The sequence below is a fragment of the Methylobacter tundripaludum SV96 genome (assembly GCF_000190755.2).
GTDB lineage: Bacteria > Pseudomonadota > Gammaproteobacteria > Methylococcales > Methylomonadaceae > Methylobacter_A > Methylobacter_A tundripaludum.
Map to the genome: position 1 here is coordinate 1,121,370 of NZ_JH109152.1, position 19,536 is coordinate 1,140,905.

Annotated in this window: 16 protein-coding genes and 1 tRNA gene; 3 read left to right on the forward strand and 14 right to left on the reverse strand. The window is 46.9% G+C overall.

Annotation, left to right across the window (positions count from 1 at the left end):
- Positions 1–33 precede the first annotated feature (33 nt).
- A complete protein-coding gene (locus METTU_RS23050; protein WP_436969939.1) occupies positions 34–399 on the forward strand; it encodes a phage integrase in 366 nt (121 codons plus the stop codon).
- Positions 400–627: 228 nt separating this feature from the next.
- Positions 628–813, forward strand: a complete 186-nt coding sequence (locus METTU_RS24920; RefSeq protein ID WP_150107738.1) for a tyrosine-type recombinase/integrase — start codon at positions 628–630, stop codon at positions 811–813.
- 130 nt (positions 814–943) lie between these two features.
- Here the strand turns inward: METTU_RS24920 and METTU_RS05105 are convergent, their stop codons facing one another.
- From METTU_RS05105 to METTU_RS05165, 13 genes are all read right to left on the reverse strand, one after another.
- Positions 944–1,834: an IS982 family transposase gene (locus METTU_RS05105; RefSeq protein WP_006890243.1), complete on the reverse strand. Its 891-nt coding sequence runs from the start codon at positions 1,832–1,834 to the stop codon at positions 944–946.
- A 254-nt stretch (positions 1,835–2,088) separates the two neighbouring features.
- Positions 2,089–2,164, reverse strand: a tRNA-Thr gene (locus tag METTU_RS05110).
- Positions 2,165–2,267: 103 nt separating this feature from the next.
- Positions 2,268–3,332: a glucokinase gene (gene glk / locus METTU_RS05115; RefSeq protein ID WP_006890244.1), complete on the reverse strand. Its 1,065-nt coding sequence runs from the start codon at positions 3,330–3,332 to the stop codon at positions 2,268–2,270.
- Positions 3,329–3,784, reverse strand: coding sequence for a DUF411 domain-containing protein (locus METTU_RS05120; RefSeq protein ID WP_006890245.1), 456 nt, complete (start codon positions 3,782–3,784; stop codon positions 3,329–3,331). Before METTU_RS05120 ends, glk begins: the two co-directional genes overlap by 4 nt.
- A gap of 33 nt (positions 3,785–3,817) precedes the next feature.
- Positions 3,818–4,885 (reverse strand): uroporphyrinogen decarboxylase, encoded by a 1,068-nt coding sequence (gene hemE, locus METTU_RS05125; RefSeq protein ID WP_006890246.1) that lies wholly within the window; start codon positions 4,883–4,885, stop codon positions 3,818–3,820.
- 74 nt (positions 4,886–4,959) lie between these two features.
- Positions 4,960–6,846 carry an SPOR domain-containing protein gene (locus METTU_RS23575; protein ID WP_006890247.1) on the reverse strand — a complete coding sequence of 629 codons (1,887 nt, stop codon included), beginning with the start codon at positions 6,844–6,846 and terminating at the stop codon, positions 4,960–4,962.
- Entirely contained in the window at positions 6,833–7,915 is a 1,083-nt protein-coding gene (gene aroB / locus METTU_RS05135; protein ID WP_006890248.1) for a 3-dehydroquinate synthase, read from the reverse strand. The genes METTU_RS23575 and aroB overlap by 14 nt, the downstream gene beginning before the upstream one ends.
- Before the next feature lie 160 nt (positions 7,916–8,075).
- Entirely contained in the window at positions 8,076–8,600 is a 525-nt protein-coding gene (gene aroK, locus METTU_RS05140) for a shikimate kinase AroK (RefSeq protein WP_006890249.1), read from the reverse strand.
- Positions 8,601–8,674: 74 nt separating this feature from the next.
- Positions 8,675–11,032 (reverse strand): type IV pilus secretin PilQ, encoded by a 2,358-nt coding sequence (locus METTU_RS05145; protein ID WP_006890250.1) that lies wholly within the window; start codon positions 11,030–11,032, stop codon positions 8,675–8,677.
- Positions 11,033–11,047: 15 nt separating this feature from the next.
- Positions 11,048–11,539 (reverse strand): pilus assembly protein PilP, encoded by a 492-nt coding sequence (locus METTU_RS05150; RefSeq protein WP_150107741.1) that lies wholly within the window; start codon positions 11,537–11,539, stop codon positions 11,048–11,050.
- Positions 11,540–11,709: 170 nt separating this feature from the next.
- A complete protein-coding gene (locus METTU_RS05155) occupies positions 11,710–12,327 on the reverse strand; it encodes a type IV pilus inner membrane component PilO (protein WP_006890252.1) in 618 nt (205 codons plus the stop codon).
- On the reverse strand, positions 12,324–12,899 hold the full coding sequence (locus METTU_RS05160; RefSeq protein WP_006890253.1) for a PilN domain-containing protein: 576 nt from the start codon (positions 12,897–12,899) through the stop codon (positions 12,324–12,326). Before METTU_RS05160 ends, METTU_RS05155 begins: the two co-directional genes overlap by 4 nt.
- Complete coding sequence (locus tag METTU_RS05165; protein ID WP_006890254.1) at positions 12,899–13,960, reverse strand: pilus assembly protein PilM; 1,062 nt, start codon at positions 13,958–13,960, stop codon at positions 12,899–12,901. The genes METTU_RS05160 and METTU_RS05165 overlap by 1 nt, the downstream gene beginning before the upstream one ends.
- Before the next feature lie 407 nt (positions 13,961–14,367).
- On the opposite strand from METTU_RS05165, the gene METTU_RS05175 reads away from it, so the two are divergent.
- Positions 14,368–16,713 (forward strand): penicillin-binding protein 1A, encoded by a 2,346-nt coding sequence (locus tag METTU_RS05175; protein WP_006890256.1) that lies wholly within the window; start codon positions 14,368–14,370, stop codon positions 16,711–16,713.
- 44 nt (positions 16,714–16,757) lie between these two features.
- Here the strand turns inward: METTU_RS05175 and secA are convergent, their stop codons facing one another.
- Positions 16,758–19,484, reverse strand: a complete 2,727-nt coding sequence (secA, locus tag METTU_RS05180) for a preprotein translocase subunit SecA (protein ID WP_006890257.1) — start codon at positions 19,482–19,484, stop codon at positions 16,758–16,760.
- Between the last annotated feature and the right edge of the window lie 52 nt (positions 19,485–19,536).

The window sequence follows — 19,536 nt, forward strand, 5'->3', positions numbered from 1 at the left end:
CGACAAACGCAAGCTATCAGACTTAATTGAGCTATGGTATTCGGCACACGGCCAAAAGGCAAAAACAGACACTTAATGATGAAAAATCTTTGCGGCCGAATGAAAAACCCGCGAGCTGAAAATATCAAAAGCTCAGACTTTACCAACTACCGAAATGAGTGCTTAAAAACCGGAGTCGGAGCCAATACGATCAATCATGAACACACCTACCTATCGGCAATTTTTAACGAACTAACCCGCATCGGCGAATGGAAAAAAGAAAACCCAGTGGCAAAAATCCGGAAACTGAAACTTGATGAACAAGAACTAACCTTTTTAACATCCAGCCAGATCCTTGAATTGTTAGAAGAGCTTAAATTAAGCAAAGAAAGTGATTGTTACCACATCACCCGGATATGACTTGCAACCGGTGCAAGATGGAGCGAGGCAGAGAATTTACTTGATACGGACATAAAGCCTAACTCAATCACATACCGAGCCACCAAGAACGGAAAAAACAGGACGGTTCCCATTTCTTTAGACTTTTTTAGGTCATTACCGATCAGAGAAGGCAAAGTTTTTAAATATGCCTACTCAACACTTAAGCGCCGAATCAAAAATCTATCCTTTACCCTACCACCCGGACAAATGAGCCACGTTCTACGCCATACATTTGCGAGCCACTTTATTCAAAACGGAGGGAATATTTTGGTACTCCAAAAAATTCTAGGACATGGCAGCTTATTAATGACAATGCGCTATGCTCACTTAGCACCCGAACACCTCGAAGAAGCAATTAAATTCAATCCGATTGATTCAAATCTTAATCATTAATCAATGCCGACATTTCATAACGGTTTAACCTGGTTAAAAAAATCAGCACCGCCGGCAATTCGTAACGATTCCCTACGTAACTGAAGACGATTACGTTCTGCCACAAAATGAGATCCCACTTTAATGTGAATTAAGAGCTAACGCGTAAATAATTCCAAAAAAACATGGCGGCGGCCAACTTGCCGAATACATGCACCATCAGACCGCTGTATGATCGAACCTTACCCGCGCATTCAATGCCTGTTTGTTGTTCAATCCAGCCGAATAAAGTTTCAATCGGCTGCCTGATACGAGAAACGGCAGTCGATAACCATTGATCCTGGGGCTCTAAATACCTTTGGCCTTTTTGTTTTTTTACCGGCGTTAATACCGTCAGGTTTTGAGTTTCTTTCACTTCTTTTGCATCTGATCGGTGATAGGCTTTATCGCCATAGAGCTCATTGTGAGTTAATTCAGGCCTAATCTGATCAAATACTGTTCCATCATGGCAACTTGCTCCGGTTACACCAATGTATTCAGGATTCGGCAACGTGCCCGCTTGACGACGCCCGACGATATGAACCCGAACACCGTAATAGTACAGTTTCTTGGTTGAACAATAGCCCGCATCCGCTAACTCCCTTGCAACGCGTGCTTTAAACCGGTGACCTTGCTTGGCTAGCGCCACAGGGAAAGAATCCATCAACCAGACTTGCCCTTGATTTTTTTCTTCTTGCTCTTGCTGAATGATTTCCAGCAACGGCGCGAAAACATCAGCTACCTTATTCAGTCGCTGAACAAAGGCTGTGTAACTGGGTAGCCTTGGAAACCAATGCCGCAAATGGCGATCGGCATAACCATAGATCTTTTTTAGCTCTCTATTTTTATCAATGACACCGAATAGATAGATCGCTATGACTTCTTCATCTGTAAAACTCAAGTCTGCGTAATTCGACATTCGCTGACTATAAACCCAAAGGTTATCCTGATAGCGCTTGCATACATACAGGTAAATTGTTATTAATTGTTCTTGCCAGTTCATCGCTTACTTAGAGGATTGGGGGGAGTCGTGTCTTTCCCAATATTCTAGCCCAACCGGTGATCTGGCTTCTATTTAGCTCTTAATTCACATTTAAATTAGGCGATAACTCGCTTGCTTACAAGCATTAGAACAATAAACAGGTGCTCGACCTATAGCAATACGCTCAAGAGGAGCAAAACAATATTTGCAACTGGACACTTTATGGACACCTCAATAAAAGATAAACATTGAAGCTTCGCAAGGCTTTGATTATATGGAGCCAATGGCGAGAATCGAACTCGCGACCTACTGATTACGAATCAGTTGCTCTACCAACTGAGCTACATCGGCATTAGCGTCTATCGTACCTTAGAGTACCCCTGTAAGACTATTTAAAACTGAGCTATCGACTGACAGTTATCCTGATCTTTTATTTCTTTAGGACCGCCAATTTTCATAGTTCTAACTTAGCCGTTTTTTTGGCGTAACTTAACGCGCCCAGCAAAGCAACCTCAGGATTGGTGCATACTTTAACCGATATTTTCTGCAAGACGGCCCGACAACGTCCCTTTGCCAAAAAGCCCTGCATAAACTCGCCCTGTTGCAGCACGGGCAAGATTTTTGCACCTATGCCTCCGGCCAGATAAACACCGCCATAAGGCAGGCACTTTAGCGCCAGGTTTCCCGATTCCGCGCCATATAACCTGCAAAACAAGCTTAACGCTTCAACACACAACGCATCGCTTCCGGCAACGCCTGCCTCGCCTATGACTGCGGCCGGATCTCGCTCGGTCATTTGCTGCTCGGTTTCCGGGTTGGTTTGTGCGCAGTTGATATGTTTGAGAAATTGATAAATATTAACCAAGCCTTCACCGGAGATGAGGCGTTCACAGCTGATGTGCTCAGGGTATTTTTCCAGTAAGTGCCTGAGCAATGCTATTTCCCGCTCATTAGTCGGCGAAAAATCGGCGTGCCCGCCTTCACTGGCAATAATGTGATATTTAGCACCATCCCATGCGATTATTGCTTCGCCCAAGCCGGTTCCGGCGGCAATTACGGCAATGTTGCCTTGCTGCCGTTGTTCATCGGGATTCAGCTCGACGAAATTATGCTCCGGCAAGTCCAACAAGCCCCATGCGGTAGCTTCCAGGTCATTCAACAACCAGACATTCTGAGTATTGACCCGCTCGCCAATTTCTTTACTGCTGAGCACCCACGGTAAATTGGTTGTTTCGCAACGGCCGTCGGCAATAACGCCGGCCACTCCGATGCAAACAGCCGCTATCTGCGAGCAATCTGTGTCAGCCAAAAATGCTGCTAATAACTCGGTAAACGTTTGATAGTTGGTACTGGAAAATTGCTCTTTTTTTAGGCACTTTACATCATCGCCTTCGATCTCAAACAGTGCCAGGATGGTTTTTGTACCTCCTACGTCACCGGCCAGACAAATCCGCCTGGAGCGGATTTGTACGCGAAGCGCCGGAAGGGGGGCGGCCATGGACAGCCCGGCATGAATCATTGAGTGCCTTCGTAGCTGTTAAACACTTTGGCATGATTTTCACGATCGAAACTCATCACTTTATACGGATCTTTTGTTTCGCCCATTTCCATGCCCGGACTGCCGTTAACCATGCCGGGGACGGCGATTCCGACAACTTTAGGTTTGGCTTTCAACAATGTTTTTATGTCATTTGCGGGCACATGACCTTCAACAACATAACCGTCGACGATGGCGGTATGGCAGGACGCCATTTCCCGGGTAACGCCGTATTTATCCTTTATGGACTGCACGTCATTGGTGACGATATCTTCTACATTGAAATTATTTTCTTTCAAATGCTCCAGCCACTTGCCGCAACAGGTACAAGTCGGACTCCTATGAACCACGATATCAATAGGCTTGCTCTCGGCACTGACGGCCATATTGGCAACCAGCAAACTGATTGCCAAAAAAGTTTTCGATATTCTCATCGTCGTAACCTCTTTATTGATTAGATTAATTGCTTAGGCCTGATGATAAACCCGGCTGTGCTCATGCACGGCGTCAACCATCGCTTTAACATGATCGGGATTCATATCCGGCAAAATGCCGTGTCCCAGGTTGAACACATGCCCTGAACCCGAGCCGTATTTATGTAAAATGGTTTTTACTTTTTCGGTGATGACTTCAGGACTGGCATACAGCGCAACCGGGTCCATATTGCCCTGCAGTGCGACCTGATGACCGACTCTGGCGCGAGCCTGTTGCATATCGGTCTGCCAATCCAGCCCCAGCGCATCATAGCCGGAATCGGCCATGGCTTCCAGCCAAAGCCCACCGCCTTTGGTGAACAGGATAGTGGGGATCTGCTGCCCGTCTACAGTTGTTTTAAGCAATGCTCTGACTTGCTTGGCGTAGTATAAGGAAAATTCGACATAATCTTCGGTCGTTAGCATGCCGCCCCAGGTATCGAACAACATAACCGCCTGAGCGCCCGCTTCGATTTGGGCATTCAAGTAAGCCGCGACCGATTGCGCCAGTTTATCCAGCATGACATGCATCAACTTGGGCTGCTCGTACATCATGCTTTTAACTTTTTGAAAGCTCTTGCTGCTGCCGCCCTCAACCATATACGTCGCCAACGTCCAGGGACTGCCGGAAAATCCGATTAACGGCACGCTGCCTTGCAGGTTTTTTCTTATCAGTCGAACCGCATCAACCACGTAACGTAAATCCGTTTCCGGGTCGGGAATCGGCAGCTTATTCACGTCCGCCGCCGTCCTGACCGGGTTGCTAAACTTAGGCCCCTCGCCTTCGGTAAAATAAAGCCCCAAACCCATGGCATCGGGAATGGTCAATATATCCGAAAACAGAATGGCCGCATCAAAATCAAAGCGTCGTAACGGCTGTAAGGTGACTTCACAGGCCAGCTCAGGATTGGTACACAGATCCAAAAAACTGCCGGCCTGCTCCCTGACTTTCCGGTATTCCGGCAGATAACGCCCCGCTTGGCGCATCATCCAAATCGGTGTGTAGTCCACAGGTTGTTTTAACAGCGCTCTAATAAAGGTATCGTTTTTTAATGCGGTCATGGATTTAATTCGTCGGGTTTAAAATTAGGATGTTTTATCGTATGAGCGATCAATCGGTTGCTGCTACTTATGTTCTATTGAGCTATTTTTCTTACCAACGCTCTGTGGAACTCAAAGGGCAAGGACTGCTTGGCTTTATTGGCTGATTCGGTATCGGAATATGAGCCGTACTCTAAAATAAATTTTTCTTTGCCTTTGGCTATCGTTCTAATCACTCTAATATCCGGTGCCAACGCCGGGTATTTTTTGAACATGTCGTCCGCAGACGATTGCTTTGATAACACCATAAGCTGCAACGTAAAATTATTTGCTGACGGTGCCGATGGCGCTTCGACTGCCAGGGATGGCGGAAGTGTCGCAACGGGTAGGGAACCAGTGCGACCGACTGCCGGGGATGCCGGAAGTGTCGCAATCGGTAGGGAATCGATGCGACCAGGTTCCACTTGCTGAGGTGCGGGAGTTTCCATGACTCGCTGTTCAGGAACTGCCACAACGTCTACCGGCTTTGGCGGTATCTGGGTTGTTTCCAGACTATTGGGCGTAAACGGCTCCGCACTATTAACCGTTTTCTTCAATTCCGCTTGTTTTAATTTTTCTCGCGATGCCCAAAGTCGCTCAGCCATTTTCTGCGGCGCGACATCAGGTTGCTTCTTATCCGGCTTCTGGTCCACTTCAACGGCCTTTACCGGCTCTGATTGGGCTTTAATTTCCGAATTCTGAGCGACGGGCGATTCGGCGTTATTAGACGCTTTACTTAGCTCCGCTTGCTTGGGTTTTTCTTGCTCGGCCCCAAGCGGTACAGGATGCGCTGACGACGGCATGGCCGCGACTGCTCCGGCACTTCCTCCATCCCGGGAGGTCGAATCAGGAGGCAGAGCACTCAAAGTAGACGGTTTAGGCGCTACAGGGCTGGTTTCAGTTGTTAGCTGCTTATCAACAGCCGTACTTGCTGCCTCAGGTTTTACCGTGGGAGTAACAGCCTGTTGATAGTCCTTGCTTACATTGCCTTCGACTGAAGACTCTAACGCGTCTTTCGCTTCATGTCCCGGTACTGATTGCTGCGGGATAACCGGCTGAACGGGCGGCAGCGCGAGCATTATCTGAGACTCCGGCCGTGGAGGAGCAACTTCGATATTGTCCGCTTTCTGTTCGACAGCAACAGGTGCTGTTACTTTTTTATCATTATTTTTTGATGATATTAACCACTGAACGCCTAACGCTATAACAATTGCCGCCGCAACAGCAAGGACAAGTATCCATTTCAATTTTCCGCCTGGCTTAACGCCGGTGGACAATCCGGATATTTCGGCGATAATCCTGCCCGGAACGCCATGCGTCTCCCGGTAGATATGCGCTATCATGTTGTCGCCGATTGCTTTAAGCGACAAGTTTGCGTAAGGTTTTGTTGACAAATGCTGTAAAAAATCGCCGCACTGTTTTTCTGATAAGGGAGGGATTTCAACGATATGGCAATCATCAATCGCTCGATCCGAGCCTCGTTTCACCTGCAACTCATCATGCGTTAAAGCGAAAATCACTCTTAAAACGGGATTTGCCGCTGCATATTGAATGATTGCCGCGATCAGGCCGGGAACTAATTCGCCCGCATTATCAATAACCAATACGACTTGTTTATATTGACCTGCATAGTGAACAGATTTGCTTGACTGAGCCTTAAACAGCTGCCCCTGAATCGCCTCAAAACTTACGTCGGCATTACCCTGTATAAGGCAATACCGCCATGATTCAGTCTTGCGCTCCTGCAAAATCTTAAGCAACGTCGTTTTACCGATGCCTTCCGGACCGCAGACAACAAGGGCTTGTGTCAGGTTTGAAAGCAGGTGAATTAATAAATCAAGCTTCTGTGTTCGTTCCTTCGTTATCAAGGATTGAGCGGCCTTATTTACCTGATCGGTCGGCTGCTGTTTCACATGATAAGTAAAAGTATCATCTTCTACCATAGGTTTTAAGTGTCATCTCCAATAGGTCTTGGTCTACGTCTACGGGCAATGTTGCCATGCCGATTTTTTGTAAAAGGATCAGTCTTATTTGACCGTCTACATTCTTTTTGTCTACCGCCATTAACTCCAAAAACCGGTCTGAATCAATTTGTTCCGGCGGAACGATGGGCAGCTTTGCTTTTTTAAATAGTGCAATAATTCTTGCGACATCTTCATCGTTCAGCCAGCCTTTTCTTCTGGAAAGATCGGCGGCCTGACAGGTGCCGATGGCTACCGCCTCGCCATGAAGATATTTACCGTAACCGGCGCCGGTTTCTATCGCATGCCCAAAAGTGTGACCTAAATTTAACGTCGCCCTGACGCCGGTTTCGGTTTCATCTTCGCCGACAATTTCTGCTTTATTAATGCACGACTGTTCAATGGCATAAGCCAATGCCTGCTTATCTCTGGCCAGTAACGCACCAATGTTGTTTTCCAGCCATTCAAAGAATTCAGCGTCCCTGATCAGGCCGTACTTAATCACTTCGGCCAGACCTGCGGCTAATTGACGGTCATCCAGCGTATCCAAAACATCGGCATCGGCGATAACACATTGCGGCTGATAAAAAGCGCCGATCATGTTTTTGCCCAGCGGATGATTAACGCCGGTTTTGCCTCCCACCGAAGAATCAACCTGCGCCAGCAATGTGGTGGGTATTTGCAGGAACGGGATGCCTCGTTGATAACAGGCCGCCGCAAAGCCGCCCATGTCGCCAATAACACCGCCGCCTAAAGCAATCAAGGTGGCATTGCGGCTAAACTTGCTGGCCAGCAGTTTATCAAAAATTTGAGTTACAAAATCTAAAGTCTTGAATTGTTCGCCATCGGGCAGTATCACTGTTTCGACAGTATAGCCCTGCAAATTCTTTAAAACTGCATTCAGATAGAGGGGGGCAATGGTTTCATTGGTAACCACAACAACCTGCTTGGACTTTATATGCTTTATGAACAGTTCAGACTGGCTCAGTAAATCAGAGCCTATATAGATCGGGTAACTACGGTCACCTAATTCAACCAGTAATTTTTTCATATTTATTAATGCTTGTAGATCGGGTTAGATAGTGTAACCTGACATTTGCCGCTTCGATGTGTCGGGTTACGCTACGCTAACCCGACCTACATACGACCGCATGGACGCAAGAGGTAGAGCACTGCAGGAGCAGCGTAGCGGCGTGCCGAGATTTTGTTTATTAACGATTAACTGAGTTGTATTCTTCTAAAATGTGGCTAACGACTTCTTTGCTTTGCATGACGCCCGTGTCAATTTTAAAGTCGGCGCAAGACAAATACAGCGGCTCACGTTGCGCGAATAAACTTTCTATCCGATCTCTGGGGTTATCTGTTTTCAGCAAGGGGCGTTGAGTATCTCTGCGCGTCCGCTCCAGAATCCTTTCTACCGAACATTGCAGATAAACTATAAAGCCATTTTCTTTCAATAGCCTACGATTTTCTTCGCGCAAAATCGCACCACCACCGGTGGCCAGTACGATACCTTCCATTTGCGTCAATTGCTGAATCATTTTCTGCTCCCTATCCCTGAATCCTTCTTCCCCCTCGAATTCGAATATGGTCGGAATATCTACGCCGGTTCTTTCCTCAATCGCTTTGTCACTGTCATAAAAAGGCAACTTAAGCGCCCTGGCTAACTGCCGTCCTATCGTAGTTTTTCCTGCACCCATGAGGCCAACTAAATATATATTCTCTGATCGCGTCATGACCTGCCTTATTTGCGGGTTAAACCATTAAAAAAGGGGGCATTATGCCCCCTTTTTGCTTCAAGTAGAAGCAATCAATCGCTGGCTACATTATCTTTCATTATTTTTGGGGTGACAAAAATCAACAATTCTTTCTTCGTTTTGTTGGTTGTTGAATTTGTAAATAAAAACCCAATACCCGGTAAATCGGCGAAAAATGGGATTTTATTCTTGCCATACGATTCAGCGCCCTCATAAACCCCGCCTAAAACAACCGTCTCTCCATCTTCAACAAGCACCGAGGTTTTAATCTCTCTTTTATCGATCCCGGGATTACCCGATACCGGATTACTGGTAGTGTTCGCATTGTCCTTCGTAATCAACAGGTTCATGATAACCGATCCGCTGGGGGTAATCTGCGGCGTTGCATTTAATTTAAGAACCGCATCGATATAAGTAGTTGTTGGCGGTGTATTTGCCGTCCCAGGCGTCGTAACCGGAATCTGCACACCTTGCATCATAACTGCAGTGCAGCGATCCATGGTCATTACTCTTGGGTTGGATACTATTTCGCCTTTTCCTTCAATTTGTAATGCCTGAAGCTCAAGATTCAACACATAATCGGCTCCTCGGGCAAGCGTCATACCCAAAGCGCCTGGAGGAGTCGCTGTCAGTCCTGCCACACCCAAATCAACCAGCGTATCATTCAGCGTACCGATATTCCCATTTGCATCAGGCTGAAGGTTACCGTTACCTTTGGTTCCTGACCCACCCACAGCAAAACTTTTGCCACTTCCAAGACTAGCCGCTTTTGCTGCACCAAACTTGACACCTAAATTTTCAGTAAAACTATCATCCGCAATAACCACCCGCGCCTCAATCATTACCTGCCGCACAGGGACATCAAGCTTACGTATCAGTTTCTTTACCTCGTCCAAACGTTTTGTCGTTTCTCGAACAATCAAGGTATTGGTTCTGGCATCGACAACGGCCGATCCACGAGGAGAAAGCAAGCCAAACTTGTCATTACCGCCCTCTGTACCGCTGGCTCCAGTCCCCTGACCTTGGCTTGCCGGCCCCGCACCCGAAGAACCGCCGGCGGAAGCGGTACTGGCAGATGAGCCACCGGATGAAGCGGTTCCAGTTGTACCGGTTACCCCGCAACTACCGAAAGCGCCGGTATCTTGCCCATTCAACAGATTTCTAAAGTTCTCGGCCTTGGCATAATTGATTTTAATATACTCGGTCACCAGTGGATCTAATTGTTCAACGACTTTCTCCGTTTCCTGTTGTTTCTTCTTATAGTCCTTGATTTTATCCAAGGGTGAAATCAACGTAACATTACCGGTCTCATACTTGCCCAAATCCTTGGTCATCATGATAAAGTCTAAGGCTTCATCCCAAGGCACATCATCCAGTTTTAAAGTAATCGTGCCCGTCACATCATCACCGGCAACTACATTCTGTCCGGTAAACTCGGCCAGAATGGCAATAACGCTACGTATTTCAATCTCCTGAAAATTTAAAGACAACCTGTCGCCAGTATATTTGGTACGCGATCTGTCCAGCGCATCTTTCTCTTCATTGCTTAAAGGACGAAACTCCACAGTCAACAACCCGTCCGCTTGAAACACGGAATAATCGTAAAGTTCATTTTGCATGGCCACGGTAATTGTGGTCTGCTGATCAGACGAGACCGTATCAATAAACTTAACAGGCGTTGCAAACTCGGAAACATCCAGCCGTTTAGCCAGGCTTTCAGGCAATCGGGTGTTTAAAAAACTGATGATAACTTTCCCGCCTTGTTCCTTGGAATTAACAATGGTATTGGGATTAGCCAGTGAAACCAGTATGCGTCCTTCGCCTTTATCTCCACGCTTAAAATCAAAGCCGCTAATATCTTGCGCGGGTATTAACGCTGCAACCACCGAATTAGTCGTCTTTGTTGGAACAGGTGTTGCGGGCATTGCAGGCTTTGCAATAGCAGGCTTTGCAGGCATCACAGCCTTTGCACGAGTCAAGGTCAGCTGCACTTTATTGCCGACTACCTTGGTTTCAAACGGCGTTGCCTCAATCAGGTTAACAACAACCCGAACCCTGCCGGCTGCCTCGACCACATAAACGCTGCTCGCCGCCCCCTGATTTATCGGATACATTTTTTTTGCCAGCGCGCTTTTTACACCGGGAAAGTCCAGGGCGATACGTGCAGGATTGTCAGTTTTAAATATCTGGGGGGTAATGGCAGGACCCGTCATTTCCATTTCAATTTGCAGCTTGTCGCCTGACTGTGTCGCGAAGTCTATGCCTGATAACGCCAGCTCGCCGGCTTTAACAGATGCAATTTGGAAGATAAATAAGAATAAAGCTATCCCAATGTGCGCACATAATGGTCGCCACGTTTTATCTTGTGCCCTGTGGGTATTCACCATAATGCCGCCTTGTTTATAATTCATTTTTTATCCTCAAAATCACTCTGTCAATACTATTGAAGCGGGTTGTTCACGCCATGTTCCCGGCTTATCAGGGACTATTTCCATCAATTCAATTTTATCGCTGACTATCCGTATAACTTTTCCATAATTTTTCCCCACATAGTTCCCAACCTTGACCCGATAAATTGTGCCGTCGCTCGCTTTTACCAATCCCCACAAACTCGACTTCATATCTATAGTACCCACCATTCTTAGGCCATCCAAGGGAAATGCTTCCAGCTCTTCTTTACGCCGGGAGGTATCCGGCTTTATACCGCTACCCGCTGAAACATCTATACCCTGAGCCTGTTCCGGTTGCTCCAGCGGCTTAAAGGGATCACGCAAACCGTCCGGTTTAAACATAAAAGGCTCAATCACCTTGATTTCAGGCAACGGTTTAATAGGTTCTTTAGGCCTAGCCTTAACTTCTGAGAGATAGCGAGTTAAATCTGAAAAATCATCATTGCTACAACCTGCCAACAAAGCCATAACAACCACGCAACATACGACCGCCAGGGATGACGGGAGTGTCGCAACCGGTAGGAAACCGATGCGACCGACCGCCAAGGATGATGGAAGTGTCGCAACAGAGGGGGAGCTGGCACAACTTTGCAAGTCTGTCCGTATACAGCTGGATGACAGCGATTTATTGTATTCCATTACTTTTGCCCTCTTTTCTTTTTGACAACTGTAGTCGCAGTTCCATCCGTACCTTCGTTATAGGTCTTTACCGTTGCATTCATCCTCATTTCCCCTTCCTTACCTTCGGGAATTATGTTTACATCGTGTACGGTAACAATTCGAGGCAACGAAGCTAAACCACTCACAAACAAACCCAGCTCCTCATATTTCCCAATGACCTCAATACTGATTGGCAGCTCTGAATAGAAATCTTTACGAACCGGAGCGCCGGGCTTAAACAACCTGAATTCCAAACCGCTGGCCAACCCTGTCTGAGAAATATCGATCAACAGGCTTGCAAGCTCTTCTTGCGTAGGCATTTGACGAATCATATCCTCCAGTTCCGTTTCAATTTGCGCCAATTGCTGCTCATAATCCGGAAGATTGATTGATTTTTTTTGCTTCGTCTCAAATGACTGTTTTAATTCCAGCTCTTTTTTCTCAGAAGCATCGAGCGCCGCTAACTGGTCAAGCGTGTCATAGTAAACACCTGCACCGAAAACCAGGGCACATATAATTGAAATTGTTGCCGCTTTAATGGGTAATGGCCAAGTCCCGGCCGCATTAGGATCCCAGTTAATTTCCGACAGATTCATTTGCCCCCTCCTGGCGCAGCTTGCGCATCTTTATTGCCCTGCTTTGCATGCATAGTGAAATCGCTTAACTGCTCAGAAGTCGCTTTGCTTGCTGTATGAATCACATCAAGCGCCGGTACTTTCAGCCAAGCCGAGGCTTCAATAGCTCTCATAAAGGCGGAAATGCGTGCATTTGATTGTGACTTGCCCTCAAAATGCAGTTCTGCACCCAGCTGAGTAAATTTCGTCAAAAAAACCCCATCCGGTGTAACTCTGGGAAGCTCATCAAACAAATGCACAATCTCCGGACGACTTTCCTGTAGCTTCTGAATCAATTCTATTTTGGTCAACAACTTGCTTTTTTGTTCCTCAATAGTCTTTATTTTGGCAATTTTTATATCCAATAACGCTATTTCGTCCTGTATTATTTTGTTTCTTTGTTCCTGATACGCTTTAAGTCCCTCAACATACAGATGAACCCCGACAAAAATAATCGCTGTAACCAAAACGGCCACGCCGATAGCATTGATAAAATCCTGCTTTTTCTGCGCACGCAGTTCTTCACGCCAAGGGAGTAAATTGATTTTTGCCATTAGTCAAAGCTCCTCAATGCCAAACCGCATGCAATCATCATTGCCGAAGCATCATTGCTCAATGACTGAGGTTTTACTTTATTGGATAAGGCCATATTGATAAAAGGGTTCGCTATAACGGTAGGCACCCCTATAGCTTGTTGAACCAATTTATCGATGCCGGGTATTGATGCGCAACCACCCGCCAGAATAAGACTATCGATACGTCTATTCGCGCTTGATGAAACAAAAAACTGTATCGACCGCTGAATTTGCTGAACCATTGCCCGTTTAAACGGCTCAAGCACATCAACGGTATAATTGTCCGGCAATCCGCCCAGCTTTTTTGCCAAGCCGGCCTCTTCATAAGTTAATCCGTAGCGGCGCTGAATCTCTTCGGTCAACTGCTTGCCGCCAAAGCCCTGCTCTCTTGTATATACGGTACGGCAATTATATAAAACATTTAAGGCAGTCATGGTTGCCCCGATATCCACGATGGCAACCGTTTGGCCTTCTACGGCATCCGGCAATTGGTCAATCAACAAGCTAAATGCATTTTCCATCGCAAAGGCTTCGACATCGACAATTTTGGCCTTTAAGCCCGCCTTTGCCAGCACCTCCACGCGATCCTCAATAATTTCTTTTCTCGATGCCGCGAGCAGGACGTTGACCATTTCAGGGTTGTTTTCATTTTCGCCCTGTACTTCAAAATCGAAATTAACCTCATCGAGCGAATAAGGCACGTATTGGTCGGCTTCAACCATGATTTGCTCTTCCATTTCATCGTCAGTTAATGAAGCAGGCATCGGTATAACCTTGGTCATCACTGAAGATCCGGCAACAGCGACAGATGCTTGCTTTAACTTTGACCCGGATTGCTTTAAAGCGATTTTTATGGCATCAGCTATCACTTCAATGTTGGCTATATTTTTATCAATAACGGCGTCTTGCGGCAAGGGTGCTACGGCATAACTCTCGACCCGATAACGAGCGCCGACCTTGCTCAATTCGAGTAACTTTATAGCCGCTGTACTGATATCAATACCAAGAACCGCGCTCTGTTTCTGACTAAACCAACTCATGAACTAACCCTTGAAAAACTTGATGAATAATGTGATCGTTCAATTGCAATACCGGCCTTTCGCTACACTGCTCCGGCATTACTCTACCTCCTGCATTTGATATATTAGGTAGGAACCGGAACTTCGCCTCGGCAATAGTCCATGCAGTCGTAAAGCGCCTGTTTTTCGGCGCTCTATCTGCGGCATTCATGCCGTCGTTCCGCTACAACCACCGATCACAAAACTTATTTACTGGCGAAAGTATAGTAGCCTTTTTTATTTTGATGCTTAAAATGTTCAATTTATTTGCTCAACCAGCTGTTTTTATCTCCAGAGGGAATATTCCAGCCGACATTTAACAAAAAACGTATCTGTTATTCTTAAAGCCTAGATTTTTATCTCTATCGTACTGTTTCCCAGGATCACTTGTGGCTAAAAAAACATTAAGCGGACAAATTCTAAAATGGTTTGCTATTTTTTTTACGACCATAACGTTGGGCTCAGCAACTTCAGGCTATTTTTTATACAACAAGCTTTCAGCCGACCTGCCTGATGTTAAGACCCTGCATAATGTTCAATACCAGACGCCTTTAAGTATTTACAGCAAAGATAACCTGCTGATTGCTCAATTCGGCGAGAAGAAACGGACACCGGTTAATATAGAAGAAGTCCCCCAACAACTCATTAATGCCTTCATTGCCGCAGAAGATGACAGTTTTTACGAACACCCCGGCGTCGACTTTAAAGGCCTGATACGAGCAGGCCTGCAACTCGCCTTAACCGGCAAGAAAAAACAGGGCGGCAGCACTATCACCATGCAGGTTACCCGTAACTTCCTGCTTAGCAACGAAAAAACTTACACCCGTAAGCTAAAGGAAATCATGCTGGCATTAAAAATAGAGCATGAATACCCGAAAAACAAAATCATGGAACTTTATTTAAACCAGATTTTCATGGGACACAGAGCCTATGGTGTTGCCGCAGCCGCTCAGGTCTATTACGGCAAATCCTTATCCGAGCTGAGTTTGGCCGAACACGCCATGATTGCCGGTTTGCCTAAAGCACCTTCTATATATAACCCCATCACTAATCAAGCTCGCGCAATAGAAAGGCGCAATTATGTCTTGCACCGCATGCTTGAGCTTAACCACATTACACAGCAAGAATATGCGGATGCATCCCGGCAACCCTCTACCGCAAAGCTGCAATCGGTCACACCTGAGATTTCAGCGCTTTATTTAGCCGAAATGGTGCGACAAAAAATTTTCGAGCTCTATGGCGAGCAAGCCTACACCTCTGGATTCAAGGTCTATACAACAATAAACGGAACGCTGCAAACAACGGCAAACCAGGCGCTTACCGATACCTTGCATGCCTATGATGAACGCCACGGATATCGTCACTCACGCATTAACAAAACCAGTGATTTCAGTCCTGCTCACGCCCCTCGCCAACTTCCTGTAGGCGAACTCCCTGTCATCGGCGATACATTGCCCGCCATTGTTCTGCGCGTAAAAAATAATCTCGTAACAGCCAAACTTCAAGACAGCACTCTCCTCATTGAAATACCGTGGGAAAATAGTAAATGGGCCGGTAACACGACCCTAAGAACTGGCGAAATTATCCGTGTTCGCCAACTGCCCAATAATACCTGGGCTTTAACGCAAGTACCGGAAGCAGAGGGAGCATTTGTTTCGTTAAATCCGGTCAATGGCGCCATTTTGGCGTTAACCGGCGGTTTCGATTTTTACCGCAATAAATACAACCGCGCGACCCAATCAAAAAGACAGCCGGGATCCGGCTTTAAACCTATCATTTACACCACCGCCCTGGAACAAGGCTACACCGCCGCCAGCCTTATTAACGATGCCCCCATTGTCATCGACAACCCAGGCCAGGAAAACGAGTGGCGACCGGAAAACTACAACAAGAAATTCTATGGCCCTACCAGCATCAGATCGGCGATAACCCATTCAAGAAACATCATCTCGATACGCTTATTGAAGGAAATGGGCGTTGAAAAAGCCGTCGCAACGGCATTGCGCTTCGGCTTTACCGAAGAACAAATACCCAAGACCCTCTCTTTGGCATTGGGCAGCGGTTATGCAACCCCGCTGCAAATGGCACGGGTTTATGCCACATTTGCCAACGGCGGCTTCCTGGTCAAACCCTATTTTATTGAACGCATTGAATCCAACGAGGGCGAAATTATTTATCAGGCCAAACCTAAAATTGCTTGCCCTACCTGCGACAGTAGCCAGGAATTAAACCGCAACTACGCCCCCCGGATTATTACGCCGCAAATTTGTTTTCTGATGAATTCGTTATTAAGAGATGTCGTTCAACACGGCACGGCAACAGGCGCTAAAATACTGGGCAGACAAGATCTTGCCGGAAAAACAGGAACCACGAATGAACAAAGGGATGCCTGGTTTAATGGCTATACGCAGTCGAATGTCGCTACCGCATGGATCGGCTTTGACGACTTTTCGCCGCTGGGGAATTCTGAAACGGGCGGCGTAGCCGCATTACCGATGTGGATAGAGTTTATGCGGGTAGCCCTAAAAGACACCCCGGAAACCCCTCTTGAAATGCCGGAGGGCATAGTCAAAGCGTTTATAAGTCCTGAGACAGGTCTGTTAACAGCGGCCACAAATAAAGGCGGGATATGGGAGTACTTCCAAGCGGACCGTGTACCGACCAGATTCGCATCCGGCGACTCGGCAACTGATGCCGGTCAGTCTGATGAGAAACCTACTGAAAATCTGTTTTGAAAGAGTACACGGAGCGAGTTTAGAACCCGCTCCTACCCATCAAATCAGCTTAACTGACCGTGACACTGCTTAAATTTCTTGCCTGAACCGCAAGGACACGGATCATTACGACCCACTTTATTGCCATCTCTGATAAATGGCTGTTCTGCAGTAGCGCCTTCTTCCTGTTCAGCAGGTGCAAGTAACGACTCTTCGTAAGCATCCAAAGCGGGTGCCTGTGCATGCTCAAAATGCATTTCCCTGGGCGCCTGCATTTGCTCATCAATAGCATGAACGTCTTCTTCCTGCCTGACCTGAACTTTAAACAGAATCCCTATCACTTCATACTTGATATGCTCAAGCAGGTTAGTAAACATTTCAAACGCTTCACGCTTGTATTCCTGTTTGGGATCTTTTTGCGCATAACCTCTAAAATGGATGCCCTGACGCAAGTAGTCCATCGCCGCCAGATGCTCTTTCCAGCTGTTATCCAGCACTTGCAGCATCACTGATTTCTCAAAATGCCGTAACACTTCCTTGGACATCTGCTGTTCTTTGTCTTTATGGTTTTGTTCCAGAATTTCGATAATACGCTTACGTAAAGACTCTTCCTGCAGCGAGTGGTCTTCGGACAGCATCTTACGCACAGGAATTTCAACGTTAAATTCCTGATGCAAATGTTCTTCCAGACCTTTGGTATCCCACTGCTCAACCATGGTTTTTGGCGGGATATACTGGGTAATCACATTATTGACCACATCTTCACGTATCGCAGTGATAATGTCGGATATTTCCTCGGCCGCCATCAGCTCATTACGCTGCGCATAGACAACCTTGCGTTGATCATTGGCCACATCGTCATAAGCAAGAATTTCTTTACGCACATCGAAATTGCGCCCTTCAACCTTGCGCTGAGCGCTTTCAATCGAGCGGGTTACCCAAGGATGCTCAATGGCTTCACCATTACCCATGCCTAATTTCTGCATTAAACTTGCAACGCGATCCGATGCAAAGATACGCATTAAATCATCTTGCAGCGACAGGTAGAACCGGGTTGATCCGGGATCGCCCTGACGACCCGAGCGGCCTCTTAACTGATTGTCGATACGGCGCGATTCATGACGCTCGGAACCAATCACATGCAAACCGCCGGTAGCGATGACTTGCTCGTGCCTGTCTAGCCACGCACCACGGACTCGTTCCCTATCGGCCTCGCCGACATCTTCGCCCAGCGCCGCCAATTCCGCTTCTAGATTACCGCCGAGCACAATATCGGTACCCCGTCCGGCCATGTTGGTCGCGATAGTAACCGCTCCCGGCATACCGGCCTGTTCAATGATATGGGCTTCGCGTTCGTGTTGTTTGGCATTAAGCACTTCGTGTTTAATGCCCTGCTTGTTCAATAACGCGGATAGCCGCTCGGAGTTTTCAATCGACGTAGTTCCCACCAACACCGGCTGTCCACGGCTAACGCACTCTTTAATATCATCGGCAACGGCGACATATTTCTCGTCGGTGGTCAGGAAGACCACATCACCCAAATCCTTACGAATCATGTTGCGATGCGTAGGAATGACGACCACTTCAAGGCCGTAAATCTTGTTCAGTTCGAACGCTTCGGTATCCGCAGTACCGGTCATGCCGGACAGTTTTTCGTATAAACGGAAATAGTTCTGGAAAGTAATCGATGCCAGCGTCTGGTTTTCATTTTGAATGGTCGCGTGCTCTTTGGCTTCAATAGCCTGATGCAAGCCTTCCGACCAACGCCGTCCCGGCATGATCCGGCCGGTAAACTCGTCGACGATAATCACTTCATTATTGGCGACGATATAATCAACGTCTTTTTTGAATAAAACATGACCACGCAATGAAGCCGTCAGATAATGCATCAGGCGAATATTGGTCGCGTCATACAAGCTGCTGCCTTCCGCCATCAGGCCATGTTCGACCATCAAGTTTTCAACACGCTCATGGCCTTCTTCGGTCAGGTACAACTGGCGAACTTTTTCATCGACCGAATAATCGCCCGGCTCGCCTTCTTTTTCCTGCTTGGTCAGGAAAGGAATGATCTTGTTGACCTTAATATATATTTCTGTACTTTCTTCGGTAGGCCCTGAAATAATCAGCGGCGTTCTCGCCTCATCGATCAGGATCGAATCCACCTCATCGACAATAGCAAAACTTAAATCCCTCTGGACTTTCTGCTCCAGGCTAAAAGCCATATTGTCGCGCAGATAATCGAAACCGAATTCGTTATTGGTGCCGTAAGTGATGTCTGACGCATAAGCTTCGCGCCGTGCGTCGCTGTCCATCTGGCTGATAATCACGCCGGTCGTCAAGCCTAGAAAACCGTAAAGCCTGCCCATCCATTCGGAATCGCGCTTGGCCAAGTAGTCGTTAACCGTAACAACGTGTACGCCGCGTCCCGGCAAGGCGTTCAAATAGGCCGCCAAGGTCGCCATCAGGGTTTTACCCTCACCGGTTTTCATTTCGGAGATTTTGCCGTCATGAAGTATCATGCCGCCGATCAATTGCACATCGAAATGGCGCATACCGAAGACTCTGGTCGACGCTTCCCTGACTGTCGCAAACGCTTCTGGAAGCAGATTGTCCAGTTTTTCACCTTGCGCCAGGCGATCACGAAATTCCTGCGTTTTTGCTTTTAACGCATCATCAGACAACTTTTCGTAGTCAGAAGCCAGAGCATTGATCTTTTTGACCAACGACCTTTTCTTCTTTATCAGCCTGTCATTACGGCTCCCTATAACTAATCTAACCAACTTACCCAGCATGTTTTTTTCCGGTATGAATTTAGTAAATGATTGAATAAAACCGTAGGATTAT

Coding starts and splice junctions, on each gene's coding strand:
- METTU_RS23575 (WP_006890247.1), bottom strand. CDS start 6,846: ATGGTAGAAGATGATACTTTTACTTATCATGTGAAACAGCAGCCGACC.
- METTU_RS24920 (WP_150107738.1), top strand. CDS start 628: ATGAGCCACGTTCTACGCCATACATTTGCGAGCCACTTTATTCAAAAC.
- METTU_RS05160 (WP_006890253.1), bottom strand. CDS start 12,899: ATGGCAAAAATCAATTTACTCCCTTGGCGTGAAGAACTGCGTGCGCAG.
- METTU_RS05105 (WP_006890243.1), bottom strand. CDS start 1,834: ATGAACTGGCAAGAACAATTAATAACAATTTACCTGTATGTATGCAAG.
- aroB (WP_006890248.1), bottom strand. CDS start 7,915: ATGAAAAAATTACTGGTTGAATTAGGTGACCGTAGTTACCCGATCTAT.
- METTU_RS05120 (WP_006890245.1), bottom strand. CDS start 3,784: ATGAGAATATCGAAAACTTTTTTGGCAATCAGTTTGCTGGTTGCCAAT.
- METTU_RS23050 (WP_436969939.1), top strand. CDS start 34: ATGGTATTCGGCACACGGCCAAAAGGCAAAAACAGACACTTAATGATG.
- secA (WP_006890257.1), bottom strand. CDS start 19,484: ATGCTGGGTAAGTTGGTTAGATTAGTTATAGGGAGCCGTAATGACAGG.
- aroK (WP_006890249.1), bottom strand. CDS start 8,600: ATGACGCGATCAGAGAATATATATTTAGTTGGCCTCATGGGTGCAGGA.
- METTU_RS05165 (WP_006890254.1), bottom strand. CDS start 13,960: ATGAGTTGGTTTAGTCAGAAACAGAGCGCGGTTCTTGGTATTGATATC.
- hemE (WP_006890246.1), bottom strand. CDS start 4,885: ATGACCGCATTAAAAAACGATACCTTTATTAGAGCGCTGTTAAAACAA.
- METTU_RS05145 (WP_006890250.1), bottom strand. CDS start 11,032: ATGAATTATAAACAAGGCGGCATTATGGTGAATACCCACAGGGCACAA.
- glk (WP_006890244.1), bottom strand. CDS start 3,332: ATGATTCATGCCGGGCTGTCCATGGCCGCCCCCCTTCCGGCGCTTCGC.
- METTU_RS05150 (WP_150107741.1), bottom strand. CDS start 11,539: ATGGCTTTGTTGGCAGGTTGTAGCAATGATGATTTTTCAGATTTAACT.
- METTU_RS05155 (WP_006890252.1), bottom strand. CDS start 12,327: ATGAATCTGTCGGAAATTAACTGGGATCCTAATGCGGCCGGGACTTGG.